The sequence below is a fragment of the Ketogulonicigenium robustum genome (assembly GCF_002117445.1).
In the GTDB taxonomy this organism is placed as follows: Bacteria; Pseudomonadota; Alphaproteobacteria; order Rhodobacterales; family Rhodobacteraceae; genus Ketogulonicigenium; species Ketogulonicigenium robustum.
On sequence record NZ_CP019939.1, the window covers coordinates 1 to 19,694 of the forward strand.

Consider the following 19,694-nt stretch of genomic DNA (forward strand, 5'->3'; position numbering starts at 1 on the left):
ATGACGAACCTACGATCACCGCTTTTGCCGGATCGTCATCCACAAAAAGACCTTTTCGTTTGCGACATCGTTGATGCGGTTCCCAAGGGGGATATGGCTTCGATGGAGCACCCTATGTTCACCCTGTCTACAAAGCCGGACATGAAGCCACGCCGCTATCAGAACAACGACAATTGGATCGAGGTTTCCCCTTCACGCTATGGCCTTGCTACCGTTCATGACCGTGATGTGCTGATCTACTGCATCAGCCAGTGCATGGCGGCCATTAATGAGGGGCAGAAAATAAGTAGATCGATGCGTTTCAAGGCTTATGATCTGCTTGTGGCAACGAACCGTCAGACATCCGGTCAGGGTTATCAGCTGCTCAAAGATGCCCTTCGGCGGCTGCAGGGAACCCAAATTGAAACGAATATTCGTCAAGGTGGGAAAGAATACTTCAAGGTATTTGGCCTGATTGAATCAGCCGAGATCGTGCGCGTAACCCGCGACGGCCGAATGCTTGATGTCGAAATAACGCTCTCTGACTGGGTCTTTGATGCGATCGAGAACAACCATGTCCTCACTCTAAGCCGGGGGTATTTCCTGCTCAGAAAGCCCCTCGAAAGGCGGTTGTATGAGATAGGGCGAAAGCATTGTGGCGCGCAGTCAAAATGGATGTGTAGCTTGGAGCTCTTGCGAAACAAGTGCGGTTCCGGCTCAACTAAAAAAGAGTTCCGTCGCCTGCTTTCGAAGATCATTGAGGATGACACCGCGCACGACCACTTCCCTGACTACAGCATGAGTATCGAAGGAGAGAACGCTGTCTTCCGACCCAAGGTGGTGGAAACTATAGCATCAACCACTTTTCAGGCCTTGCCGTTCAACGATCCCGACACACGCGATACTGCCCGTGAACTTGCTCCTGGGTGGGATGTTTACTCCCTTGAAGAAGAGTGGCGTTCTTGGGTGCATGACAAGGCCATCAACGTGAAAGATGCGGATAAGCACTTTCTCGCATTTTGCAAAAAACGCGGCGCTTATCCAAGTTGATATGAGCCTGTCCCGCGCGCCGATTGTGTTGCACAAATCCCGTGGTGGGGTCATCGCGAGAATTTTTCGGGGCCTTTGGAAGTTGTGAGCCGTTCCCCTGCCCTCGGGGGGATGAAATGGCGCGCTTACAACAAAGCACGCAGCCCACTGGAAATCCGGTTTGCCTCAGTATGTCGCCTAGAAACCGTGCCAACGGTAGGCGTATCCGCGCCAGCCCGGCTACCGCCACCCAAAACCGCATCGACGGCGTTGAACTCGTCGCTCTGCGTCAAGATGCAATCTCTGACTTCGGCCTTGAGGGAGTGCAGTCATGACCGACATTAATTTCACAATGATAATTGGATTTCTGGTGGTCATCGCCCTTGTCGGGGGTGTCTACTGGTTCGTTGAAGGGCGAAAATCGCTCTACAGCAGCAAGCAATTGATGAATAAGAGTGAATTTCGGCTCTATAACCTGCTTAACCGCTGGCGGCACGAGAACAGACCTGATCTTATTCTCTCGCCGCAGGTGCCATACGGTGCCTTCATCCAAGCTCAAGGCAATCTGTGGCGGGGCCTTGTCGCAAAGCGCGCGGATTTCGTGATTTGGAGCAAGGACGGCTTTGTGCGCGCCATCATCGAATATGACGGGCCGGGCCACCACGGCAAAAACAGCGCCAGTGCGCGCAAAGTGATTGAACGGGACAAGTTGAAGGACAAGGCCGCGCTCAAGGCCAATTTCGCACTGATCCGCGTCTACGAGGATACCTCCGAAGCGGACATCCTAGCTGACATCATCAACACTGCCGTAGCGGACCCGATCCGATATGTTTACGATTTCGGAGATTACTGGGTTCATCTGATTGAGACGGAGAGCGTCGACGATCCGATTCCCGAAAACCTCTACCCACGGCTTGTCGATGTTGTCGGTAGATGTCCGCCTGAGGACGTCGGCGGCCTGCCCGGATATGAAAACTTCATCGAGGCAATCGGCGACGCCGCACACCCTGAACACGAGGAACTCACCCAATGGGTAGAAGGTCCATTCGACCCACATATCCCCGATGGCGATGAGCTCCGTCGTAACGTTTTAAAGCTCGCAAAAAAATGGCAGCCAAAGAAAAAGTAAGCGTCCTCGCCGGGCTCTTTCGTCGGACCTGCCGCAGAACCAAGTGGTCATGAAGTCAAGATATTTGGCATATGATACCAAATAGTACCATTTTAGTATTGTATGATATCCGATAGCTACTAGATACTGTAACTTATATATGGATATCTGTTAGCTATCTGATATTGTACCTAAAAGCGCGGAGACGATCACACATGCCTGTCATATCATTCGCCAATCCAAAGGGTGGGGCTGGGAAGACAACATCAGCCTTGATCTTGGCCACGCAGCTTTCGGAGGGCGGGGCAAGCGTCACAATCATCGACGCCGATCCAGAACGCTGGATCTCCCAATGGGCGAGCCTACCCGGAAAGCCTGAAAATATTTCCATCGTAAGCGGCGTGACAGAAGACGGCATTGTTGACCAGATTGAGGCGGCATCCGGCACGTCTCAATTCGTGATCGTCGACTTAGAGGGGACTGCGAGCCTGATGGTCGCAAACGCTATCGGTATGTCAGACCTGGTACTGATCCCGATACAGGGCTCGTCTATGGATGCGAGAGGTGGCGCAAAAACCATTCGATTGATCAGCAACCAAGCGAAGATGGCGCGGCGTGCCATACCGCACTGCGTTGTGCTGACCCGAACAAGTGCCGCGGTTCGCTCACGCGCCCTGAAAAACGTTCACGAGCAGCTCATGAGCGGTGGCATCGATATATGCGAAACATCGATTGTCGAGCGTGCGGCCTATCGTGACTTGTTCGACTATGGCGGAACCTTGTCTGACCTTGATCCGTCGCAGGTCAGCAACGTCGATAAGGCAATCGAGAACGCGCGGCAATTTGCGGGCGAAGTGGTTGGAAAGCTGAAGCGTAGCCAAGAGGATCAGTGATGAGCAAGCAACGCGCAAACCTTGGTTTTGGTGATGCACTAAACGATCTTAGCAGCTTCGCGCCTGCTCCGAAGATAGCACCTAAAGACCGCAGCACTGAACAAGCGGCAGAGGCGTCTGGCTTCGTGAGCAGGGAGCCTAAATCGCCCCCTGTTTCCAAGCCGCAGCGGCGCCGTAGGACTGGCCGAAACGCGCAGTTCAACATTAAGGCGACGCCTGAAACGATAGAATCTTTTTACAGAATAGCAGATGCCAACGGTTGGGGCCTCGGTGAAACCCTCGAACACGCTGTTGCGCTCCTTGAGCAGCTCAAGAAGCCGTAGTGCGCCATTGACTTATGCGCCATTGAAGTATACCTAAATGACAAGCCTGCAGACCGTAGTTGAACTGCCAGAGTTCCAGCGCCGCTCACGATCGATCATGACCGATGCGGAACGTGACGCTGCAATTGCTTGGATTGCAGAAAATCCAGAGGCCGGCATCGCTTTGGGTGGTGGATTGAGAAAGGTCCGCATTCCTAGGGCAGGGGCCGGCAAGAGTGGGGGGTTCAGAACGATCTACGTGTTTGGCGGCCGCCACATGCCGATATTTCTGATCACCGTTTTCGCCAAGAACGAAAAGGCGAACCTAACCCCGACAGAACAGGCGGCCGCGGTCGAAATGAGCAAAGAGATCATCGCCATTTGGAGCAACAAACAATGAGCGCGTTCGACAGTATCATGCAGGGCTTGGAAGAAGCTCGCGCCTTTTCGACTGGGCAAAAGGCCGGTGCCGCTGTGCATGAGATCAGCTTGCCTGAGATAGATGTCGCGCGCATTCGCGCCCAGACCGGCCTATCTCAAACGGAGTTTGCACGTAGTATCGGCGTGGCGAAGGGCACTCTTCTCAACTGGGAGCAAAAGCGCCGTATGCCTCAAGGGCCAGCTCAAGTCCTACTGGCCCTCATTGAACGCAAGCCCTCTTTGGTACAAGATTTGCTCAGCGGATAATGAAATCTTCGCCTTGGCTGGGCAGGGCAACGGCTCTCATTCACTTCATTGTATTTTCAGTGTCATCTGCATTCTACACCCTGAGAAAACAGGGGCGGTTACCAGATGTCAGATGTAAAGCATCGCATAAACCACTCACACCTTGATATTTATCAAAAAGTTCAGATGGTTACAGAAAACACTTGATCGACAGATATTTTTTGGCGACCATTTTCGTAAATACTATAACAGCAATTTGCCGTCGCTCTTCTGCACACAACTGGCCCGTAGATTAATTCTGTTTGTTGAAAACTTAATCGAAAAGGAAGCCAATCATGTTCAAAATGATAGGAAGTTTTTTGAATCTGAACTGGTGGGGTACTCCAGACCATACTGTTCAATCCTTTAGCACAATCCCAACCTCTGGAGCGCATACAATGGATGAATTGAGCACCCTGGATATTTCAGGGGGCACATTTGGTGGCATACACTCGATCAATCCTGCTAGCGGTCTGCCTACTGTTGCAGGCGACGGCACACCGGATATCGCGGGTAATTCATGGGGCACCCTAGACATGGATCATTCTTCTGGCGGCGGTCAATGGGGGCAGTTTTAGGTTTACAGCCCCTAGGCGTTCACGACGAACGCTGTCAGCGAAGCCCTTGCCTGATGATGCTCCAATCCAGCTGCCACGGCGATTGCTGCCGAAGTCGCGAACCACACAAGGCGATGTATCTCGGTGCGGCCAAGGCGGTCGCATGGGAGAGCTGTAGGTGTGCTCTGGTGTGTGTGACCAGCAACGACATCCATGTACCCAGTGCGAACAAAAGGAAACCGAGAAGAAGTCGATGCAGTGCCGCGAGAATACAATGCACCACGACATCGCCGAGGCCTCGAGGCATGAGGCTGTCAGGGCAAAGATCCAGTGCAACCAATCCAACTAAGGAGAAATTGATGCAAGAACGATATTACCTTACTGACGATCAGGCGCAGGAGCTCAAATGTGTGTTGAACGCTGAGAAAGATCATGCGCCTGATCTTGTGGCGAAAGTGCACGAATTGGTCTTTGGAACCCCAATACCAGATGATCCCGAACCCAACTTTGAACCATCCTAATGTAATAGACGCATTAACATGGTCTCTTGTGATAAGATCGTTGGGCGCTAGATCCTGAAACTTGGGGCAGCGTTTACTTACGCTGTTATCTGAGCAAAATCGTCGAATGACCGCTAAGACCTCAAAGTACCTCTTTAGCATGTAATCAAGGAGCACGATGCTATGCCAGTCGCGGCAATTGGCTGCCAAGCCTGTACTAGACTGGAATAAGGGCCGCGTTGTGGGCAAGAAATACCGCTCACAGCGAACCAGATTTCTCTCGCCCTCCGCCAGCAGAACGCCGTGCGTTATCTGCTACTATCTGACACCGTAACTGATACGAACTTACGAGGATCTTACCTAGAAGGTTGTCTCTTTGTCCTGGTTCCAGATGACCACTATAAGGCGCCACTAAAGCTGAAAAAGTCCTTTTATTCTTGGTGCGTCCCCTTGCATTCAATTAGGTAGCACCTAATTGATATTTTGCCCCGGGGCGTGGACCCGGATGACCAGTGTTAAGGCCCGCAAGCGCTACCCGCGCCCAGCGGCACCGGGTGGTCGTGATTTCGGTCATGGCGCATCCTTCGCACATCGTGGTTACAACATACCACGCCAGGTTTTCTCGTACCGGAGGGCACCTCGGTGCCTGTTGATGGGAGCTAGGTTCAATAGCCCGGGCATTTGACGAACGGAGTCGCTATGCCCGGGTTTTACCTGCCGTCTGAAAACGAGTTTGATCCATCAACCGACGACTTTGTGCTTCCGGCCATATCCAAGGAACGCAAATACAAGCATTTCGATCTTCCGTTAGTCGATCGGGAGCTGTCGTTTGACTTCTCGGTCGAAGATAAGCCTCACAGATTTCTACCTTTACTTGGGTTTACTGACGTCAACAGAAGGTATGTCAGGAACAAGGATGGCGCCCGTGAGGTAAAAGTGAAAGAGCGACCGATCCGCTTCGCCAGTCATGAGGATGCAGCCTACCTGCAAGCCTACGCGGGACATCTCAATAGAATGTACGAGCGGGCGCTATGGCGCGACGGCACATCAGACTCCGTGCTAGCCTATCGCCGTGGGGGCGGCACTAATATTCACCATGCAAAGGCGTTGTTCGACGAGATTAAGTCTCGTGGAGATTGCACGGTCTTCGCAATGGACATTTCCGGATTCTTTGACTGTCTCGATCACACCTTGCTCCGCGATGAGATCGCCGATTTGATAGGCGAAACAAGACTGGAAGGGCACCATGCAAGCGTTTGGAAAAACGTGACCCGCTACTCATGGGTTGAGACTGAAGATCTAGACAAACTTCTTGGTCGAAAGCGAAATGGGCACGGAAGGATATGCTCACCTTCAGACTTTTCGGATCATGTCCGAGGCCGAAAGGATGGCCTCATTCGGAAGCATGACCAGACGTTCGGTATCCCGCAGGGCACCCCGGTGTCCGGCCTGTATGCAAATATCTATCTTCGAACTTTTGACCGTGAAATGATCGCTTGGTGCTCTAGGGCAGGGGGATCTTACCGAAGATACTCTGATGACATCGCGGTCACTCTGCCTCTAGGCGCGAAGGTGCATCATGTGGTTGCAGTAGTAGAGAAAATGCTGGCAGATTTTTGCCTTTCCATGTCCATCGACAAAACAGACACTGCCGACTTCAAGGACGGACTGTTGGCCTCTGCCACACCTATCCAGTATTTGGGTTTCACCTTCGACGGGCAGAAAACGAAGATCCGACCTTCGTCACTCGATGCCTACCGAGGAAAAATGCGCCGGGGCATTCATGCCAAGATGATCGCCGCAAAGGCGAAAAACGTACCGTCGTTTGAAGTATTCAAGCGAGAAAGCCTGGCGCGTTATACCCATCTTGGAAAACGCCGAAATTTCTTGCGGTATGCTTACAAGGCAGCGGACATCATGGGATGCCCTGAGATTAAGGACCAAGTAAGCCGCCATGTTACTTGGTTTAATCGTGCATGGGAGCGTGAAGCCATCCGTGTATTTGGAGGACTCGTCACGACGACATAGGCAAGATAGCCTAACTATCTCTTAGGCGGCCGATCGTCGCCCGACTGACGTTGAAACGCTTTGCAATCCCAGAAACAGTTTCCCCTCTGGCGAGAGCCGCTCGTGCTTCGCTCTCGTTATCCTCGGTCAGCACTTTAGGACGACCTAGTCGTTTTCCCTTGGCTTTTGCAGCTGCAAGGCCTGCACTGGTCCGCTCACGGAGTAAATCGCGCTCAAATTGCGCAACGGCGCTGAGGACGTTCATCGTCAACTGTCCAGACGAGCTAGTCAAATCCGTGCCACCTAAAGCGAGGCAATGAACTCGGACAGGTATCTGCGAGAGCGCAGCGACTGTCTCCGTAACGTCGATTGCGTCGCGTCCGAGACGGTCAAGCTTCGACACGACTAGAATGTCGCCAGGTTCCAAGCGATCAACTAGGCGCGCGAACTCTGGTCGCCGCATCGCCGGGACACTGCCAGAGATGGTTTCCGAAACGACACGATACGCTGGGGGCTGAAAGCCAGCCGCCGCAATTTCCTGCATCTGTCCAGCGACTGTCTGCCCGAGTGTCGAGACACGTACATAGGCAAAAACACGGCCTTGCTCTGTCAATGTATGGCCCTCCGTGTCAAAAAACCCTGTCCAAAAGTAGCCGCATGTTCAAAATTATCAAGGCCTATATTTTGACCACTTCATCCCACTATGCCCAAAAACGACCGTTTTAGGACAGGTTGCCAATCAAACGCTAGCATTGACACCATAATATTGAATATGTAACATATTCTATATGAATATAGAAGGATGACGCCTATGCCCGTAGTCAGACTGAACGACCCAACTTTTGTCGATCTGAAGTGCATCTCGACTTGGATGGGGACAGAAACCCCATCAGAAACGATCATGCTGCTGGTACGGGAGAAGATGGCAGCGCTTGACCTAGAGCGTGACATCGAGATCAGCATTGATCCCACGTCGGAAATCAGCAGCTTCATGGAGTTCAAATCCACTCCAGGCCTTTCATTTACAAAAGTCTTATCTGCGGAGGTTGATCACAAGAAGATCGACAAGCCAAACTGGGCAGCAATTCTTCTCGGCGCAGTGAGTTCTCTTAAGGCTAAGGGCCTATCCGGAGATCACCTAGCTGAGGCCATACAGATTCCTACCAAGACGGCGTGCTACGAAGAGGAAGGATTCCGATATTACCCTGACCTCGGCATCTCTATCCAAGGGCAATCAGCCCAGGAGGCTTGGAAGGAAGTTTCCAGAATAGCCGACAAGCATGGTATCGCAGTACAGGTGACATTTCAGTGGCGTGATAACGAGAAGGCCCAATATCCTGGGCAGAAGGGAGTCCTTCGTGCTGGCCGATCAAGCCGCAGGCCATAACTTGACAGCATTTAGAACAACCTTCCCTTAACTAATATGCCTTGGAGCCTGACCTATTGCTCTTCCAGTTTTCTGAATATCAATCAAAGTTCTTTGCGCACCACCTGACATCCGAAGGCATTCAGGAAGAAGACGCTCTGACGCAGTCCCTCTCGGCAGCCAAGGTGGACCTCAACCCTCACCAAGTGGATGCTGCGACATTTGCCCTACGCTCACCATTGTCGAAGGGCGTTCTTCTGGCCGATGAAGTAGGCTTGGGGAAGACAATCGAAGCTGCGCTGGTCATTAGCCAGCGCTGGTGGGAACGTGAGAGAAACATTCTCCTCATCGTCCCTGCTTCTCTGCGCAAGCAGTGGGCGACCGAGCTGCGTGAAAAATTCTCGCTGCCATCGTTCATTCTTGATGCCAAGCGCGTCAAAGACCTTGAGAACGAAGGCACTCCGCACCCGGTAGGGCGCGGAGAAGGCATTATCATCGTCTCCTACGAGTACGCCGCACGAATTGCAGACACTCTGCGACGCACGCCTTGGAGCCTCGTGGTATTCGACGAAGCTCATAAGCTGCGTAACGTCTACAAGGCCGCCGAAAACTCTCGGGCTTCGGTTCTGCGAAAGGCACTGGCTGGGCGTCAGAAACTCCTTCTGACGGCGACTCCGCTTCAGAACAACCTGATGGAGCTGTACGGACTCATCAGCATCATCGACGAAACCTACTTCGGTTCAGAACAAGCCTTCCGAAGCGAGTTTGGCGGACGAGAAGGCCTGACCTCTCAGGCCCTGCTCGCGAAACGTCTTGAGCCTATCTGCAAACGAACCCTGCGCCGCCAAGTCCAACGCGCTGGCCTGATCAACTATACCAACCGTCTCCCCAAGACCTTCGACTTCACGCCTGGTCGACTGGAAACCGATCTCTACGAAAAGGTTTCCGAGTATCTCCAAGACCCCAGCACCATCGCCTTGGGGCAGAACGGGCGTCATCTTGTGACGCTCATGCTGCGCAAGATCCTCGGATCTTCCTCCTTCGCCGTGATGCAGACCCTCGACAAGATGATCCGCAGGCTTGAGGCGAAGCGTGTTGTCGGGGCAGACACGCTCGATGACCTTGATGGTTTCAGCGACGAAGCCGAGGACTGGCGCGAGGCGGATTCCGGTTCGGAAGCCGACGCGATCGAAGACGACACCGAAGATGCTGAGCGCGTCGATCCCGCTCAGCTCGAAGCGGAAATCAAGCGGCTCACCCAGTACCGCGATCTGGCCGCATCCATCTCGGACAACGCAAAAGGCAAGGCGCTCCTGGACTGCCTGCCGAACGTGCTCGACGAGATCGTCTCCAAGGGCGGCCAGCGCAAGGCCGTGATCTTCACGGAATCCGTGCGGACGCAAACCTATCTGCGCGATCTGCTCGAACAAAGCGGCTTCGAGGGACAGACCGTCGTCCTCAATGGCTCCAACTCGGACGCAGACAGCAAAGCGCTCTACAAGGCTTGGCTCGACAAGCACGGCGACACCAATGTGGTCTCGGGCTCCAAGACCGCCGATATGAAGGCCGCCATCGTCGATGCCTTCCGCAACGATCGCACCATTCTGATCGCGACCGAGTCCGGCGCCGAGGGCATCAACCTCCAGTTCTGCTCCCTGCTGATCAATTACGACCTGCCCTGGAACCCGCAGCGGGTCGAACAGCGCATTGGCCGGTGCCATCGCTACGGCCAGAAGATCGACGTGACCGTCATCAACTTCCTGAACCGGAAGAACCACGCTGAAGCGCGCATCCACCAGCTTCTGGAACAGAAGTTCAAGCTTTTCGAGGGTGTGTTCGGCTCCTCCGACGAGGTTCTGGGCGTCATTGAATCCGGCGTCGACATCGAGCGGCGCATCCTCGACATCGTCCAGTCCTGCCGCACCACGGACCAGATCGACGCCGCCTTCGACCGCCTTCAGGAAGAGTTCAGCGTCGAGATCGACGAGGCGAAGAAGAACGTCCGAGATCAGCTGCTGGCCGAGATGGACGACAAGGTGATCGAGCGGCTTCTTGGCCGGAAAGACGCCGTGCATTCCGCCATCGGTGACTTCAAGCGCGCCCTCCTTGGTGTCGCGCGGGCCGAGCTGCCGGAGGCCCGCTTCCACGACGACCATGCGCAGCGCTTCGATTACGGGGGCGAAACCTGGTCCAGCGAATGGCCCGAGGCTGACGAGCGCGGCTGGCGTTTCTTCCGCCTTGGCGACGAGGGGCTGGCCGATCAGCTGGTCCAGAAGGCCAAGTCGCGCGATCTGGTCCCTGCCATGCTGCGCCTCGACTATAGCGCCTATCAGGGCAACATGGGCGACGTGGCCCAGCTCAGGGGGCAGTCGGGCTGGATGCGCGTGGCGCGGGTCCGACTGAAAACCCCAGCCAAGGTCTATGACGAGCTGGTCTTCGCAGCCTTCAGCGACGGCGGAACAGCCATCGACCCGGAAACGGCCTCTCGGATGCTCTATGTCCCGGCGACGACCGAGGGCCTTGGCGCGGACACCCTGCCGGAAAGCGACCTGACCCAAACCCTGAACGCGCGCCAGACCGCGATCATCGGCATGGCACAGGATCGGCTCAGCTCCTTCCTCAACGAGGAGGAAGAGCGGCTCGATGCCTGGCGCGAGGATGCCAAGGTGTCCTTCGACCAGCAGATCAAGGCGCTGAACAAGGAAGCGACCGAGAAGAAGAAACTGGCCCGTGCCACGATCGGGCTGGAAGAAAAGGTCACCCTGCAACGCGAGGCCAAGGCCTTGCAGCGGCAGGTGGATGACCTTCAGCACCAGCTTTACACCCGCCTGCGCGAAATCGACGCTGAGCGCGAGCGGATGCTTGATGACATCGCAGATCAGCTGAACCTGACCCCCGAAATGACGACCCTATTCACTGTAAGATGGACCCTTGCCTGATGGCCGCCAAAACCAAACTTGAACTGACCTGGATCGGCAAGAACAACCGCCCGCGGCTTGAGCCCCGCATTCTGATCGAAGAACCGGAATTCTCGCATCACGCCAGCACGCGGCGCGAGGGCGACATCTTCGACAACATGCTGATCCACGGCGACAACCTGCTGGCACTCAAGGCGCTGGAAACCGACCCTGCCGTGCGGGGCAAGGTTAAGTGCATCTTCATCGACCCGCCCTATAACACCGGGTCGGCCTTCGAGCATTATGATGACGGGCTGGAGCACTCGCTTTGGCTGACAATGATGCGAGATCGGTTAGAAATTCTTCGGAACCTACTTTCTGAAGACGGCTCCATTTGGATGACAATTGACGACAACGAAGTGCATTACCTCAAGGTTATGTGCGACGAGATTTTCGGCCGATCGAACTTCTTCGGCTCGATCATCTGGCAGCATAGCGTTCAAGGGAAAAATGACGCCAAGACCGTCAGTCTCCATCATAATTACGTTCTAGCATATCGGAAAACAGAGGCGTTCTCGCGCAACCTTCTGCCCAGAAAGCCTGAGCACAACAAAAACTATAATAATCCAGACAAAGATCCAAAAGGACCTTGGCGAGCAGGAGATGTACGTAGTCCGAACTACAGAGAAAATCTCATGTTCGATGTTACTACCCCTTCTGGGAAGATCATTCCGCCGCCAGAGAAAGGGTGGAGGTGGTCAAAGGAGACCTTTGCCAGCAAAGTAGAGACCGGGGAAATTACATTCTTAAACGAGGACACGCGTGTTCTTCGGAAGATCTATCTCTGCGATCAAGAAGGCCGCGTACCTGAGAGCATTTGGTTCGGTGAAGAAGCTGGTACAACCCGTGAAGCAACCAATGACCTGCGCACGCTTCTTGGTTTGGGAGACGCTACGTTCGCTACACCGAAGCCAGAAAAACTGCTGGAGCGTATTATACAGATAGGAACTCAACCGGGCGACCTTGTCATAGACTCGTTCGCTGGTTCTGGCACGACAGGTGCAGTGGCCCACAAGATGGGCCGCCGCTGGATCATGGTCGAGCTGGGGGACCATGCCAAAACCCATGTCGCGCCTCGGCTGCAAAAAGTCATCAACGGCACCGATAAGGGCGGCGTGACCGAGGCCACAAACTGGAGAGGCGGCGGCGGCTACCGTTTCTTCCGTCTTGCGCCATCTCTGCTTCAGAAGGATGTCTGGGGCAACTGGGTCATCTCCAAGGACTACAATGCCGAGATGCTGGCCGAGGCCATGTGCAAGCATTTCAACTATGTCTACGCGCCCTCAACCGAGGCCTACTGGATGCACGGTCAGGCTTCGGAGAACGCCTTCATCTATGTGACAACGGCCAGCCTGACCATCGAACAGCTCCGCGCCATCTCGGACGAGGTGGGCGAGGACCGCAGCCTGCTGATCTGCTGCATGGCCTATGAGGCCCAGGGCGAAAGCCTGAGCAACCTGACCCTGAAGAAGATCCCGCGCGTGGTGCTTGACCGCTGCGAATGGGGGCAGGATGACTATTCCTTGAAGATCAACGCCCTGCCGATGGCAGAGGATGAGCCGGACGACATCGAAGACACCCCCGCGCCGAAGAAATCGGCCAAGGCCAAAGCCGCAGACACACCCGATCTGTTTGGCGCAGAGGAGAACTGAGCCATGCAGACGACCGACCCGAAACGCGCCGTCCTTCAGATCAACCAACGCCTGTCGCTGCGCAAGCCGCAGGCCGAGGCGCTGCGGCGGCTCGATGACATCGTCGACCTCGTCGGCCCCGCGAAGGAAGCCGATATCGACATGGCCCGCGCCGCCGTGCGCGAGGTCTATGGCGACCTGGCCGACGCGACCTTCGAGGAGTTCGAGCGCGACTTCCCGAGCGTCTGCTTTGCGCTGGCGACCGGCGTGGGCAAGACGCGCCTGATGGGCGCCTTCATCAGCTACCTCTACATGATCGGCAAAAGCCGGAACTTCTTCGTTCTGGCCCCGAACCTGACGATCTATGAAAAGCTGCTGTCCGACTTCCAGCCGTCGAGCCCGAAATACGTCTTCCGTGGCATCGAAGTCTTTGCCCATAACGCGCCGCTGATCGTCAACGCCGAGAACTACGAGGAAGGCCGCGGTGTGCGTGGCACCGACCTCTTCGGCCAAGAAGGCGCGATCATCAACATCTTCAACGTCTCGAAGATCAACTCCGAAGCACGCGGCGGCAACGCCCCCCGGATCAAGCGCCTTCAGGAATATATCGGCGAGAGCTACTTCTCCTACCTCTCCGAACTGGATGACCTGGTCCTGCTGATGGACGAGGCGCACCGCTATCGCGGTTCGGCCGGGGCGCGGGCGATTGCCGAGCTGAAACCGATCCTCGGCCTTGAGGTGACGGCGACCCCGAAGACCGTTGGCGCGCGCTCGCAGCCCTTCAAGAACGTCGTCTACCGCTACGATCTGCCGGACGCGATGGAAGACGGCTATGTTAAGGAACCGGCTGTCGGCACCCGCGCGAACTTCAACCCGAAGACCGTCGACGAAGACACGCTGGAACGGATCAAGCTGGAAGACGGCATCCACTACCACGAGCACGTCAAGGTGGCGCTGGAAACCTATGCCCGCCAGAATGACGTGAAGGTGGTGCGGCCCTTCATGCTGGTTGTTACCCAGGACACGACCCATGCCCGGCAGGTGAATGAGTTCGTCCAGTCGGACGAGTTCTTCGGCGGACGCTACAAGGGGCGCGTGGCCGAGATCCACTCCAAGCTGACCGGCGAGGAAAGCGACGAGAACGCACAGCGTTTGCTGAATATCGAGAAGGCCGGCGACACGGACATCGTCATCCACGTCAACAAGCTGAAGGAAGGCTGGGACGTCTCGAACCTGTTCACCATCGTTCCGCTGCGCGCCTCGGCCTCGGACATCCTAACCGAACAGACGCTCGGTCGCGGTCTGCGCCTGCCCTATGGCAAGCGAACCGGCGTCGAAGTGGTTGACACGCTGACCGTGATTGCCCACGAACGCTTCAACGAGCTGATCGAGAAAGCCAAGGAAGAGAACGGCGTCACGCGCAAGCTGAAGCAGGTGACGATTGGTGAGGGTGGTGACGTGCCGCCCTCGAAGCCTGTTTCGGTCTCGGCACCCTCCATCCTCGACCAGATGCTTGCTCAGGCAGAGGCCAAGACAGAGCCGACAGTCGTCGTCGCGGATGACGAAAAAGCTTCGGACGCGCCTGTGCAGCTAGTCGCCAAGCCGACGTCTGCGGCACCGACCCAAGCGCCTTTCAGCTTCAGCACGCCTGAAGAGCTGAAGGTCGCCCGCACGGTGCTCAGTGTTGTGATCCCCCAGCTCAGCAAGGAAGTGTCCTCGATCCGCGATCTCAACGACCCCAAGGTGATCGAACGCATCGCGGAAGCAGCCATTGCAGCACAGAAACCCGAAGAAGGTTTCCTTCCCAGCATCACGAAGGAAAAGGCCGTCGCGGTCGCTCAGGAGCTGTGCAAGAATTTCGTGGAGCGGACCCTTGCGATCCCTGCTCTCACGATCACTCCGCAGCAACAAGTTTCCTTCGGCTTCAAGCGCTTCGACCTGGACATGAAGAGCTGGAACTTCCAGCCGTTGTCCAATGAGCTCATGATCCAAGCTCTGCGTACAGAGAAGACATCGCGTATTTCCAGCGAGGATAAGGGGGACACCGCAAACCGGCTGGAGAATTACATCGTCGCGCGGCTGATCGACTACCCTGAGATCGACTATGACGCCCATGCTGCCATCTTGTATGATCTGGCTGGGCAGGCAGTCACCCAAACCCGCAACCGCTTCGCGGACGACGATGAGCAAACTCGCAGTGTCGTCCGGGGGCATGCGAAGGCGATGGCCGAAAGCATTTTCTCGCAAATAAAGCAGAATATGTGGCGTGAGCACACGAACTACCGTGTTTCTCTGACCTCTGCATTCGGCGAGCTGCGTCCGCAGACCTTCGATACCGCCGGTACGAGCTTCATCCGGGATTTCAAAACACCGCCAGATCAAAAGCAGGAGATCCGGAAGTATATCTTCACTGGCTTCGTGAAGGGCTGCTATCAGTATGCGAAGTTCGACTCTAATCCAGAACGCAAGCTGGCGATCATCCTTGAAAAAGACAGCTCGGTCCGCCTTTGGATGAAACCTGGCCCCAACCAGTTCAAAATTTTCGATAATCACGGTGCGCCGTATCAGCCCGATTTCGTTGTCGAAACCGATACAGGCAAGCTGATCATCGAGGTAAAACGCCAATCGGAAATGACCGCCACCGAGGTTCTGCGTAAAGCAGATGCGGCAAGCCTGTGGTGCCATATTGCGACGCAAGCCGGTGCAAAGAGCGGTGAGAAGCCCTGGCATTACCTCCTTGTGCCGGAATCCGACGTGGAAGAGAACTTCACAGTTTCTGGCCTAGAAGCAATGCACACGCGTGCCCCGGACACCGATCTGCTCAGTCGATATATCTTTGATGAACCATCGGTATCGGGGGAAAAAAAGTCAGCACTTTGCGTTTAATCACCCGTTTCGTGCACTGACAGTCGTTCGCCAAGGTAGCTTTGGCCCTCCCTGTGAGACGGGCATACGGGGAGGGCTAGTATTGTTGGTCAACGTCGCGACCGATAGGCGGCTTGGATCATATGTATAGCCTGAAACGGGACAATTGACGCCGCAACCAAGAAGGACACGGATAGCATAAGGGTATAGATAGACTCTAACCTTATATTTTGCGGTTCAGTGCGTAGTACCACCAAGCAGAAAGCAAACAATGCAGCTGCTCCGACAAAAACTGCGTCTCGAATATCATGCTTGCGCTTGCTCTGGACACCAATGAGTTCCTGCCGGAAAGCTTGAAGGCAGGTACGTATCCTCTGAGGGCAACTAACGCCCTTCGCTACTTGCTCTGTCGCGGCAAGATCAGGAGCGGCTGCAACATCGTGTCGCTGCTCTGCAATTTTGGTGATGATCGCGTCTGAAGTCAGATCAGGATCCGCAAGATCATAGCCCAACTTCTCACGTATCGTCTTTACCACTTTTAACGGTAGCGGATATATACAGCCTTCGTAGTTGCGATACGTTTTATGCTGCACCCCTAGAAGTTCGGCGAATTCATCTCTCTCATACCCACTGTCTTCGCGAATCAGTTTTAAGCATTCTGCTACAATTGGATCAGCATTTTTGCTTTTGGCTGTCTTAGTCCCACGCGCCACCCGAACACTCCCATGATAGCCAATTTTTCTTGTCCGCATCATGCGAAACAGTTGGCCCGCTGTTAAGTCTTTTTTCGAAAAGGGATAAATGAGTAGACGAGCTACGGAAGGAATATTCCTTCCAAAAATATTTAGCAATTTCAGTTAATTATAAAACTCAATCCCTGATATTTTTCATTGACGGCCATCCCCACCTCCCCCTAGCCAATAGGTGTGACGAAACGGATGGTTCGGGATTTTTGCTATGAATTGGCACAGATGGGTAGGACAAATACGCCCAATGATTGACCGGCTTTCGGATGCCATTGTCTTGTGCACGGCCGCCCCGACCTCCCTCACCCCTCCCGATTTAAACTGGACGGCTGATCTGCATCGTAATGCCCCCCAGCGCAAAGAGCTGCTCACCACCAAATTGAGACCGGCCGCCTAGAGCCGGCGACTTTCCATCAACATCAGACGACAGTCAGACGGATGCCCTCCGTCAACGATCCTGTTCGTTCTTATCTCAGGACCTCATCATGACGTTTATTCGACGGACACATACGGTCAGACACGACCAAGACGAGAGACCGCGGGCGCTCACCTCATCGCGAGACCTCCCCGTAAAGTACACGCATGACAGGCTGTGTGAGCGCCATTCATTAGGCCCATGGGCTTTCAAGGGATCTCAGCGCGGCCCCTGCCCATTTTCGTCCGTCCAGCCGCCTGCCTGCGGGCTCTCCGCGCCATGTGCCGCGCAAAATGCGTCGCCCCCTAATGTGACGGAGCTACCATCCCGTCACATTAGGAAACATGGGCTTTATCTGAACGCAGACAGAAACATCCCGGCATTGAACCCAACCTTCTTGTTTTGGTCGGCGCGCCATTTGGTCGGAGCACAGCATGTCTGAAGAACACCCCCAAGAGAGCTGTTCGCACGAAGTGCGCTTTCATGATTTCGACTCCGATTGGGAGCCTGAGCTTTTGCGATCCATTCCAGCGATGGGTTATGACTTGGAAGGATGGGCGCGCTATTGGCAGGATCGGGCTGTCGAAGCCCTGAAGGCCTATCGCAAAATGGACGCGGGCGCCGAGGCGCTGAATTTGGGCATTGTCGTTCGAATCCGCGAGGACACATTGGGCCCGCGCATTTACTGGGTCAAATTCCAAGGCAAGGCCCGCTACCGGATGGGAGGTGACAAGTTCACCCCAACCGAACAGATCCGCATGTCAGGAAAGTACAAATACAGCGATCGGATCTTCGCGCGCTTTCCAGACGCCATCCGTAGAGAACTGCTTCTGTGCGAGGCCAACTTCGCCTGGATCCGCTATCGCACTGACCGCCTGGCACAGCTGAGAAACCTGTGCCGCGCCCATACGGGCACCTACCAACTAAGAGCAAATATCGATTGAGGAAACCGCCAATGTTTTATGACGATCGCATCATCCTGTCTTACGGGCGCTACCTGCGCAACGCTCAGTTCCGGATATTGCACCCGCATGTGACGTTTGGAAGCTATGAGCAGCTGATCAAGGAGCAGCTCAAAAAACTCCCCTTCCTCTCTCACAAAGAAACACTCTTGGTGAGGCAAATGTTGCGCGGAGGCCACGACTATATGCTGTGCCTCCCAGCTTCATCTACACATCACCACCGCACAGCCGGTGGGCTATTCTATCACTCCCTGGAAACAGCTGGGCTTGCGGTAGATTTCTTCAACAGTGAGTTCAGTAAGGCCGTCCCCTCAGAGGCGGGCGATCTTGCGGCTTTTATCGCGGGCTTTGTTCATGACCTCGGCAAGGTGCGAACGATGTTCAAAGTCTATCCTGCGAATGTGCAGCTGCAGGATTTAGGTTTTGGCGAGATAGAGCAACCAGAGACGGACCTTCCTTCGTGGGATCCCATGGCTCAGAGCCTCTGGGAATGGTCTCAGAGCTTCGAGTCTCCGGTTACGCACCTCTCCCTGCGATACAATCAGAGGCCCGTCATAGGTCACGACACAGCGCGTGGGAATGGGTACTGGCGTCAGGTCGTTTCTGACTGCCTCTTGGAGAGTGTCTCTAAGCGTGATGAGGCCTATGCGGAACAGCTTGAAGGCTACCTTGAGGGCCGATTACATCGCAGTCCATTTGTGAGCGCGGTGAAGAAGGCGGATCGTCGCAGTGTTGAACGAGATGTAAACCCTCTTCATCGTATGGAGCCAAAGCGCTCTGACCTGCATGCGGTCAGACGGTTCATGGAATTTGCGGCTTTGTCGTCGTGGAACAATCAATATTCCATGTTCATCATGGCTGACATTTGGTTGGGCGATCAGGATCTCGCTATTCGGGTTCCCCTTTTTCGCTCTCGCTGGCGGCATATGCAAACTTTCCGTGAGTATCTCTACGGGGAGGATCGCTATGGTGCGGCTTATGTGGATAATGGGACGCCCGATATCTTCTACGGGATCCTCGAGAACCACGGTGTCCTTCGTCGTGTTCTCCCAGGTATGCCTGACTTCTCACCCATACCGAGTACGTACAAGCCGGCGCCAGCGTTCAATGCGACAGTTGTCTTCGCTGATGGAGATCCTGCAGGTGGTGGTCGTGAGGACCTTTGCTACTTCCCTGGAGGTATCAACATAGCATGTGAGGGCTTACCTGTGGTTCGGGTGATCCTCGAGTGACCAAATGAACATAGCACTGCCCCTTTCTTTGCAGATTCGGCGTGATCGGTTTGAACCTGCGTTGGGACAGTGTTGCTCCTCAAAAAACACCGTAAATGTTGTTGATTGGTTTCATAATGAAACCGGATATCCGGGATATGAGGTGCCATTTTGGCAAGCTATGAGAGTTAGAATAGAGTTAGAATAGAGTTACAGCTCCGAAAACAGCTCGTAATCAATTGATATAACTATAAAAAAAATAACACCTGGTGTGTGAAATGACGAAAGATGGTGTGTGAAATGACGAAAGATGGTGTGTGAAATGACGATAGCGGCTCGAGTTATCCACAGCCTCCTTGGGTGTGTGAAATGACGAGCCTTGACGAGTGGTGTGTGAAATGACGATAGTCTTGTACGGTGTGTGAAATGACGAATTTTTACTTGGCGCGGGAGTGTGTGAA

General features: G+C 54.6%; 17 protein-coding genes. 15 read left to right on the forward strand and 2 right to left on the reverse strand.

The window, feature by feature from the left end; genetic code table 11:
• The 9 genes from BVG79_RS13215 (at nt 1) to drt2 (ending at nt 7,101) form a co-directional block, all read left to right on the forward strand.
• A complete protein-coding gene (locus BVG79_RS13215) occupies nt 1–1,029 on the forward strand; it encodes a replication initiator protein A (RefSeq protein ID WP_085787594.1) in 1,029 nt (342 codons plus the stop codon).
• A 310-nt stretch (nt 1,030–1,339) separates the two neighbouring features.
• The gene (locus BVG79_RS13765) at nt 1,340–2,137 is read left to right on the forward strand and encodes an IS1096 element passenger TnpR family protein (protein ID WP_085787595.1); all 798 of its coding nucleotides are present in this window, start codon (nt 1,340–1,342) and stop codon (nt 2,135–2,137) included.
• A 194-nt stretch (nt 2,138–2,331) separates the two neighbouring features.
• The gene (locus BVG79_RS13225; RefSeq protein WP_085787596.1) at nt 2,332–3,009 is read left to right on the forward strand and encodes a ParA family protein; all 678 of its coding nucleotides are present in this window, start codon (nt 2,332–2,334) and stop codon (nt 3,007–3,009) included.
• The gene (locus tag BVG79_RS13230) at nt 3,009–3,332 is read left to right on the forward strand and encodes a hypothetical protein (protein ID WP_085787597.1); all 324 of its coding nucleotides are present in this window, start codon (nt 3,009–3,011) and stop codon (nt 3,330–3,332) included. Before BVG79_RS13225 ends, BVG79_RS13230 begins: the two co-directional genes overlap by 1 nt.
• Nucleotides 3,333–3,369: 37 nt before the next feature.
• The gene (locus tag BVG79_RS13235) at nt 3,370–3,711 is read left to right on the forward strand and encodes a type II toxin-antitoxin system RelE/ParE family toxin (RefSeq protein ID WP_085787598.1); all 342 of its coding nucleotides are present in this window, start codon (nt 3,370–3,372) and stop codon (nt 3,709–3,711) included.
• Nucleotides 3,708–3,998, forward strand: coding sequence for a helix-turn-helix domain-containing protein (locus tag BVG79_RS13240; RefSeq protein WP_085787599.1), 291 nt, complete (start codon nt 3,708–3,710; stop codon nt 3,996–3,998). The genes BVG79_RS13235 and BVG79_RS13240 overlap by 4 nt, the downstream gene beginning before the upstream one ends.
• Nucleotides 3,999–4,312: 314 nt before the next feature.
• Complete coding sequence (locus BVG79_RS13595; protein WP_157115759.1) at nt 4,313–4,594, forward strand: hypothetical protein; 282 nt, start codon at nt 4,313–4,315, stop codon at nt 4,592–4,594.
• 338 nt (nt 4,595–4,932) lie between these two features.
• A complete protein-coding gene (locus BVG79_RS13690; RefSeq protein WP_198167942.1) occupies nt 4,933–5,094 on the forward strand; it encodes a hypothetical protein in 162 nt (53 codons plus the stop codon).
• A 678-nt stretch (nt 5,095–5,772) separates the two neighbouring features.
• Nucleotides 5,773–7,101 (forward strand): antiviral reverse transcriptase Drt2, encoded by a 1,329-nt coding sequence (drt2, locus tag BVG79_RS13250; RefSeq protein ID WP_085787601.1) that lies wholly within the window; start codon nt 5,773–5,775, stop codon nt 7,099–7,101.
• A gap of 10 nt (nt 7,102–7,111) precedes the next feature.
• Here the strand turns inward: drt2 and BVG79_RS13255 are convergent, their stop codons facing one another.
• Nucleotides 7,112–7,624 (reverse strand): recombinase family protein, encoded by a 513-nt coding sequence (locus BVG79_RS13255; protein ID WP_236951487.1) that lies wholly within the window; start codon nt 7,622–7,624, stop codon nt 7,112–7,114.
• A gap of 267 nt (nt 7,625–7,891) precedes the next feature.
• Here BVG79_RS13255 and BVG79_RS13260 point away from each other — a divergent pair, with 267 nt between their 5' ends.
• The 4 genes from BVG79_RS13260 to BVG79_RS13275 are packed head-to-tail and all read left to right on the forward strand — an operon-like array spanning nt 7,892 to nt 15,920.
• Nucleotides 7,892–8,467, forward strand: a complete 576-nt coding sequence (locus tag BVG79_RS13260; RefSeq protein WP_085787603.1) for a T4SS efffector SepA family protein — start codon at nt 7,892–7,894, stop codon at nt 8,465–8,467.
• Nucleotides 8,468–8,523: 56 nt separating this feature from the next.
• Nucleotides 8,524–11,385 carry an SNF2-related protein gene (locus BVG79_RS13265; protein ID WP_085787609.1) on the forward strand — a complete coding sequence of 954 codons (2,862 nt, stop codon included), beginning with the start codon at nt 8,524–8,526 and terminating at the stop codon, nt 11,383–11,385.
• Complete coding sequence (locus tag BVG79_RS13270; protein WP_085787604.1) at nt 11,385–13,055, forward strand: site-specific DNA-methyltransferase; 1,671 nt, start codon at nt 11,385–11,387, stop codon at nt 13,053–13,055. Before BVG79_RS13265 ends, BVG79_RS13270 begins: the two co-directional genes overlap by 1 nt.
• 3 nt (nt 13,056–13,058) lie before the next feature.
• Nucleotides 13,059–15,920 carry a DEAD/DEAH box helicase family protein gene (locus tag BVG79_RS13275; protein ID WP_085787605.1) on the forward strand — a complete coding sequence of 954 codons (2,862 nt, stop codon included), beginning with the start codon at nt 13,059–13,061 and terminating at the stop codon, nt 15,918–15,920.
• Nucleotides 15,921–16,009: 89 nt separating this feature from the next.
• On the opposite strand, the gene BVG79_RS13280 is transcribed toward BVG79_RS13275, so the two are convergent.
• The gene (locus BVG79_RS13280) at nt 16,010–16,750 is read right to left on the reverse strand and encodes a helix-turn-helix domain-containing protein (protein ID WP_217622882.1); all 741 of its coding nucleotides are present in this window, start codon (nt 16,748–16,750) and stop codon (nt 16,010–16,012) included.
• 744 nt (nt 16,751–17,494) lie between these two features.
• Here BVG79_RS13280 and mobI point away from each other — a divergent pair.
• The gene (gene mobI / locus BVG79_RS13285) at nt 17,495–18,004 is read left to right on the forward strand and encodes a conjugative transfer protein MobI(A/C) (RefSeq protein ID WP_157115760.1); all 510 of its coding nucleotides are present in this window, start codon (nt 17,495–17,497) and stop codon (nt 18,002–18,004) included.
• A gap of 11 nt (nt 18,005–18,015) precedes the next feature.
• Entirely contained in the window at nt 18,016–19,254 is a 1,239-nt protein-coding gene (locus tag BVG79_RS13290) for a TraI domain-containing protein (protein WP_085787608.1), read from the forward strand.
• Nucleotides 19,255–19,694: the final 440 nt, after the last annotated feature.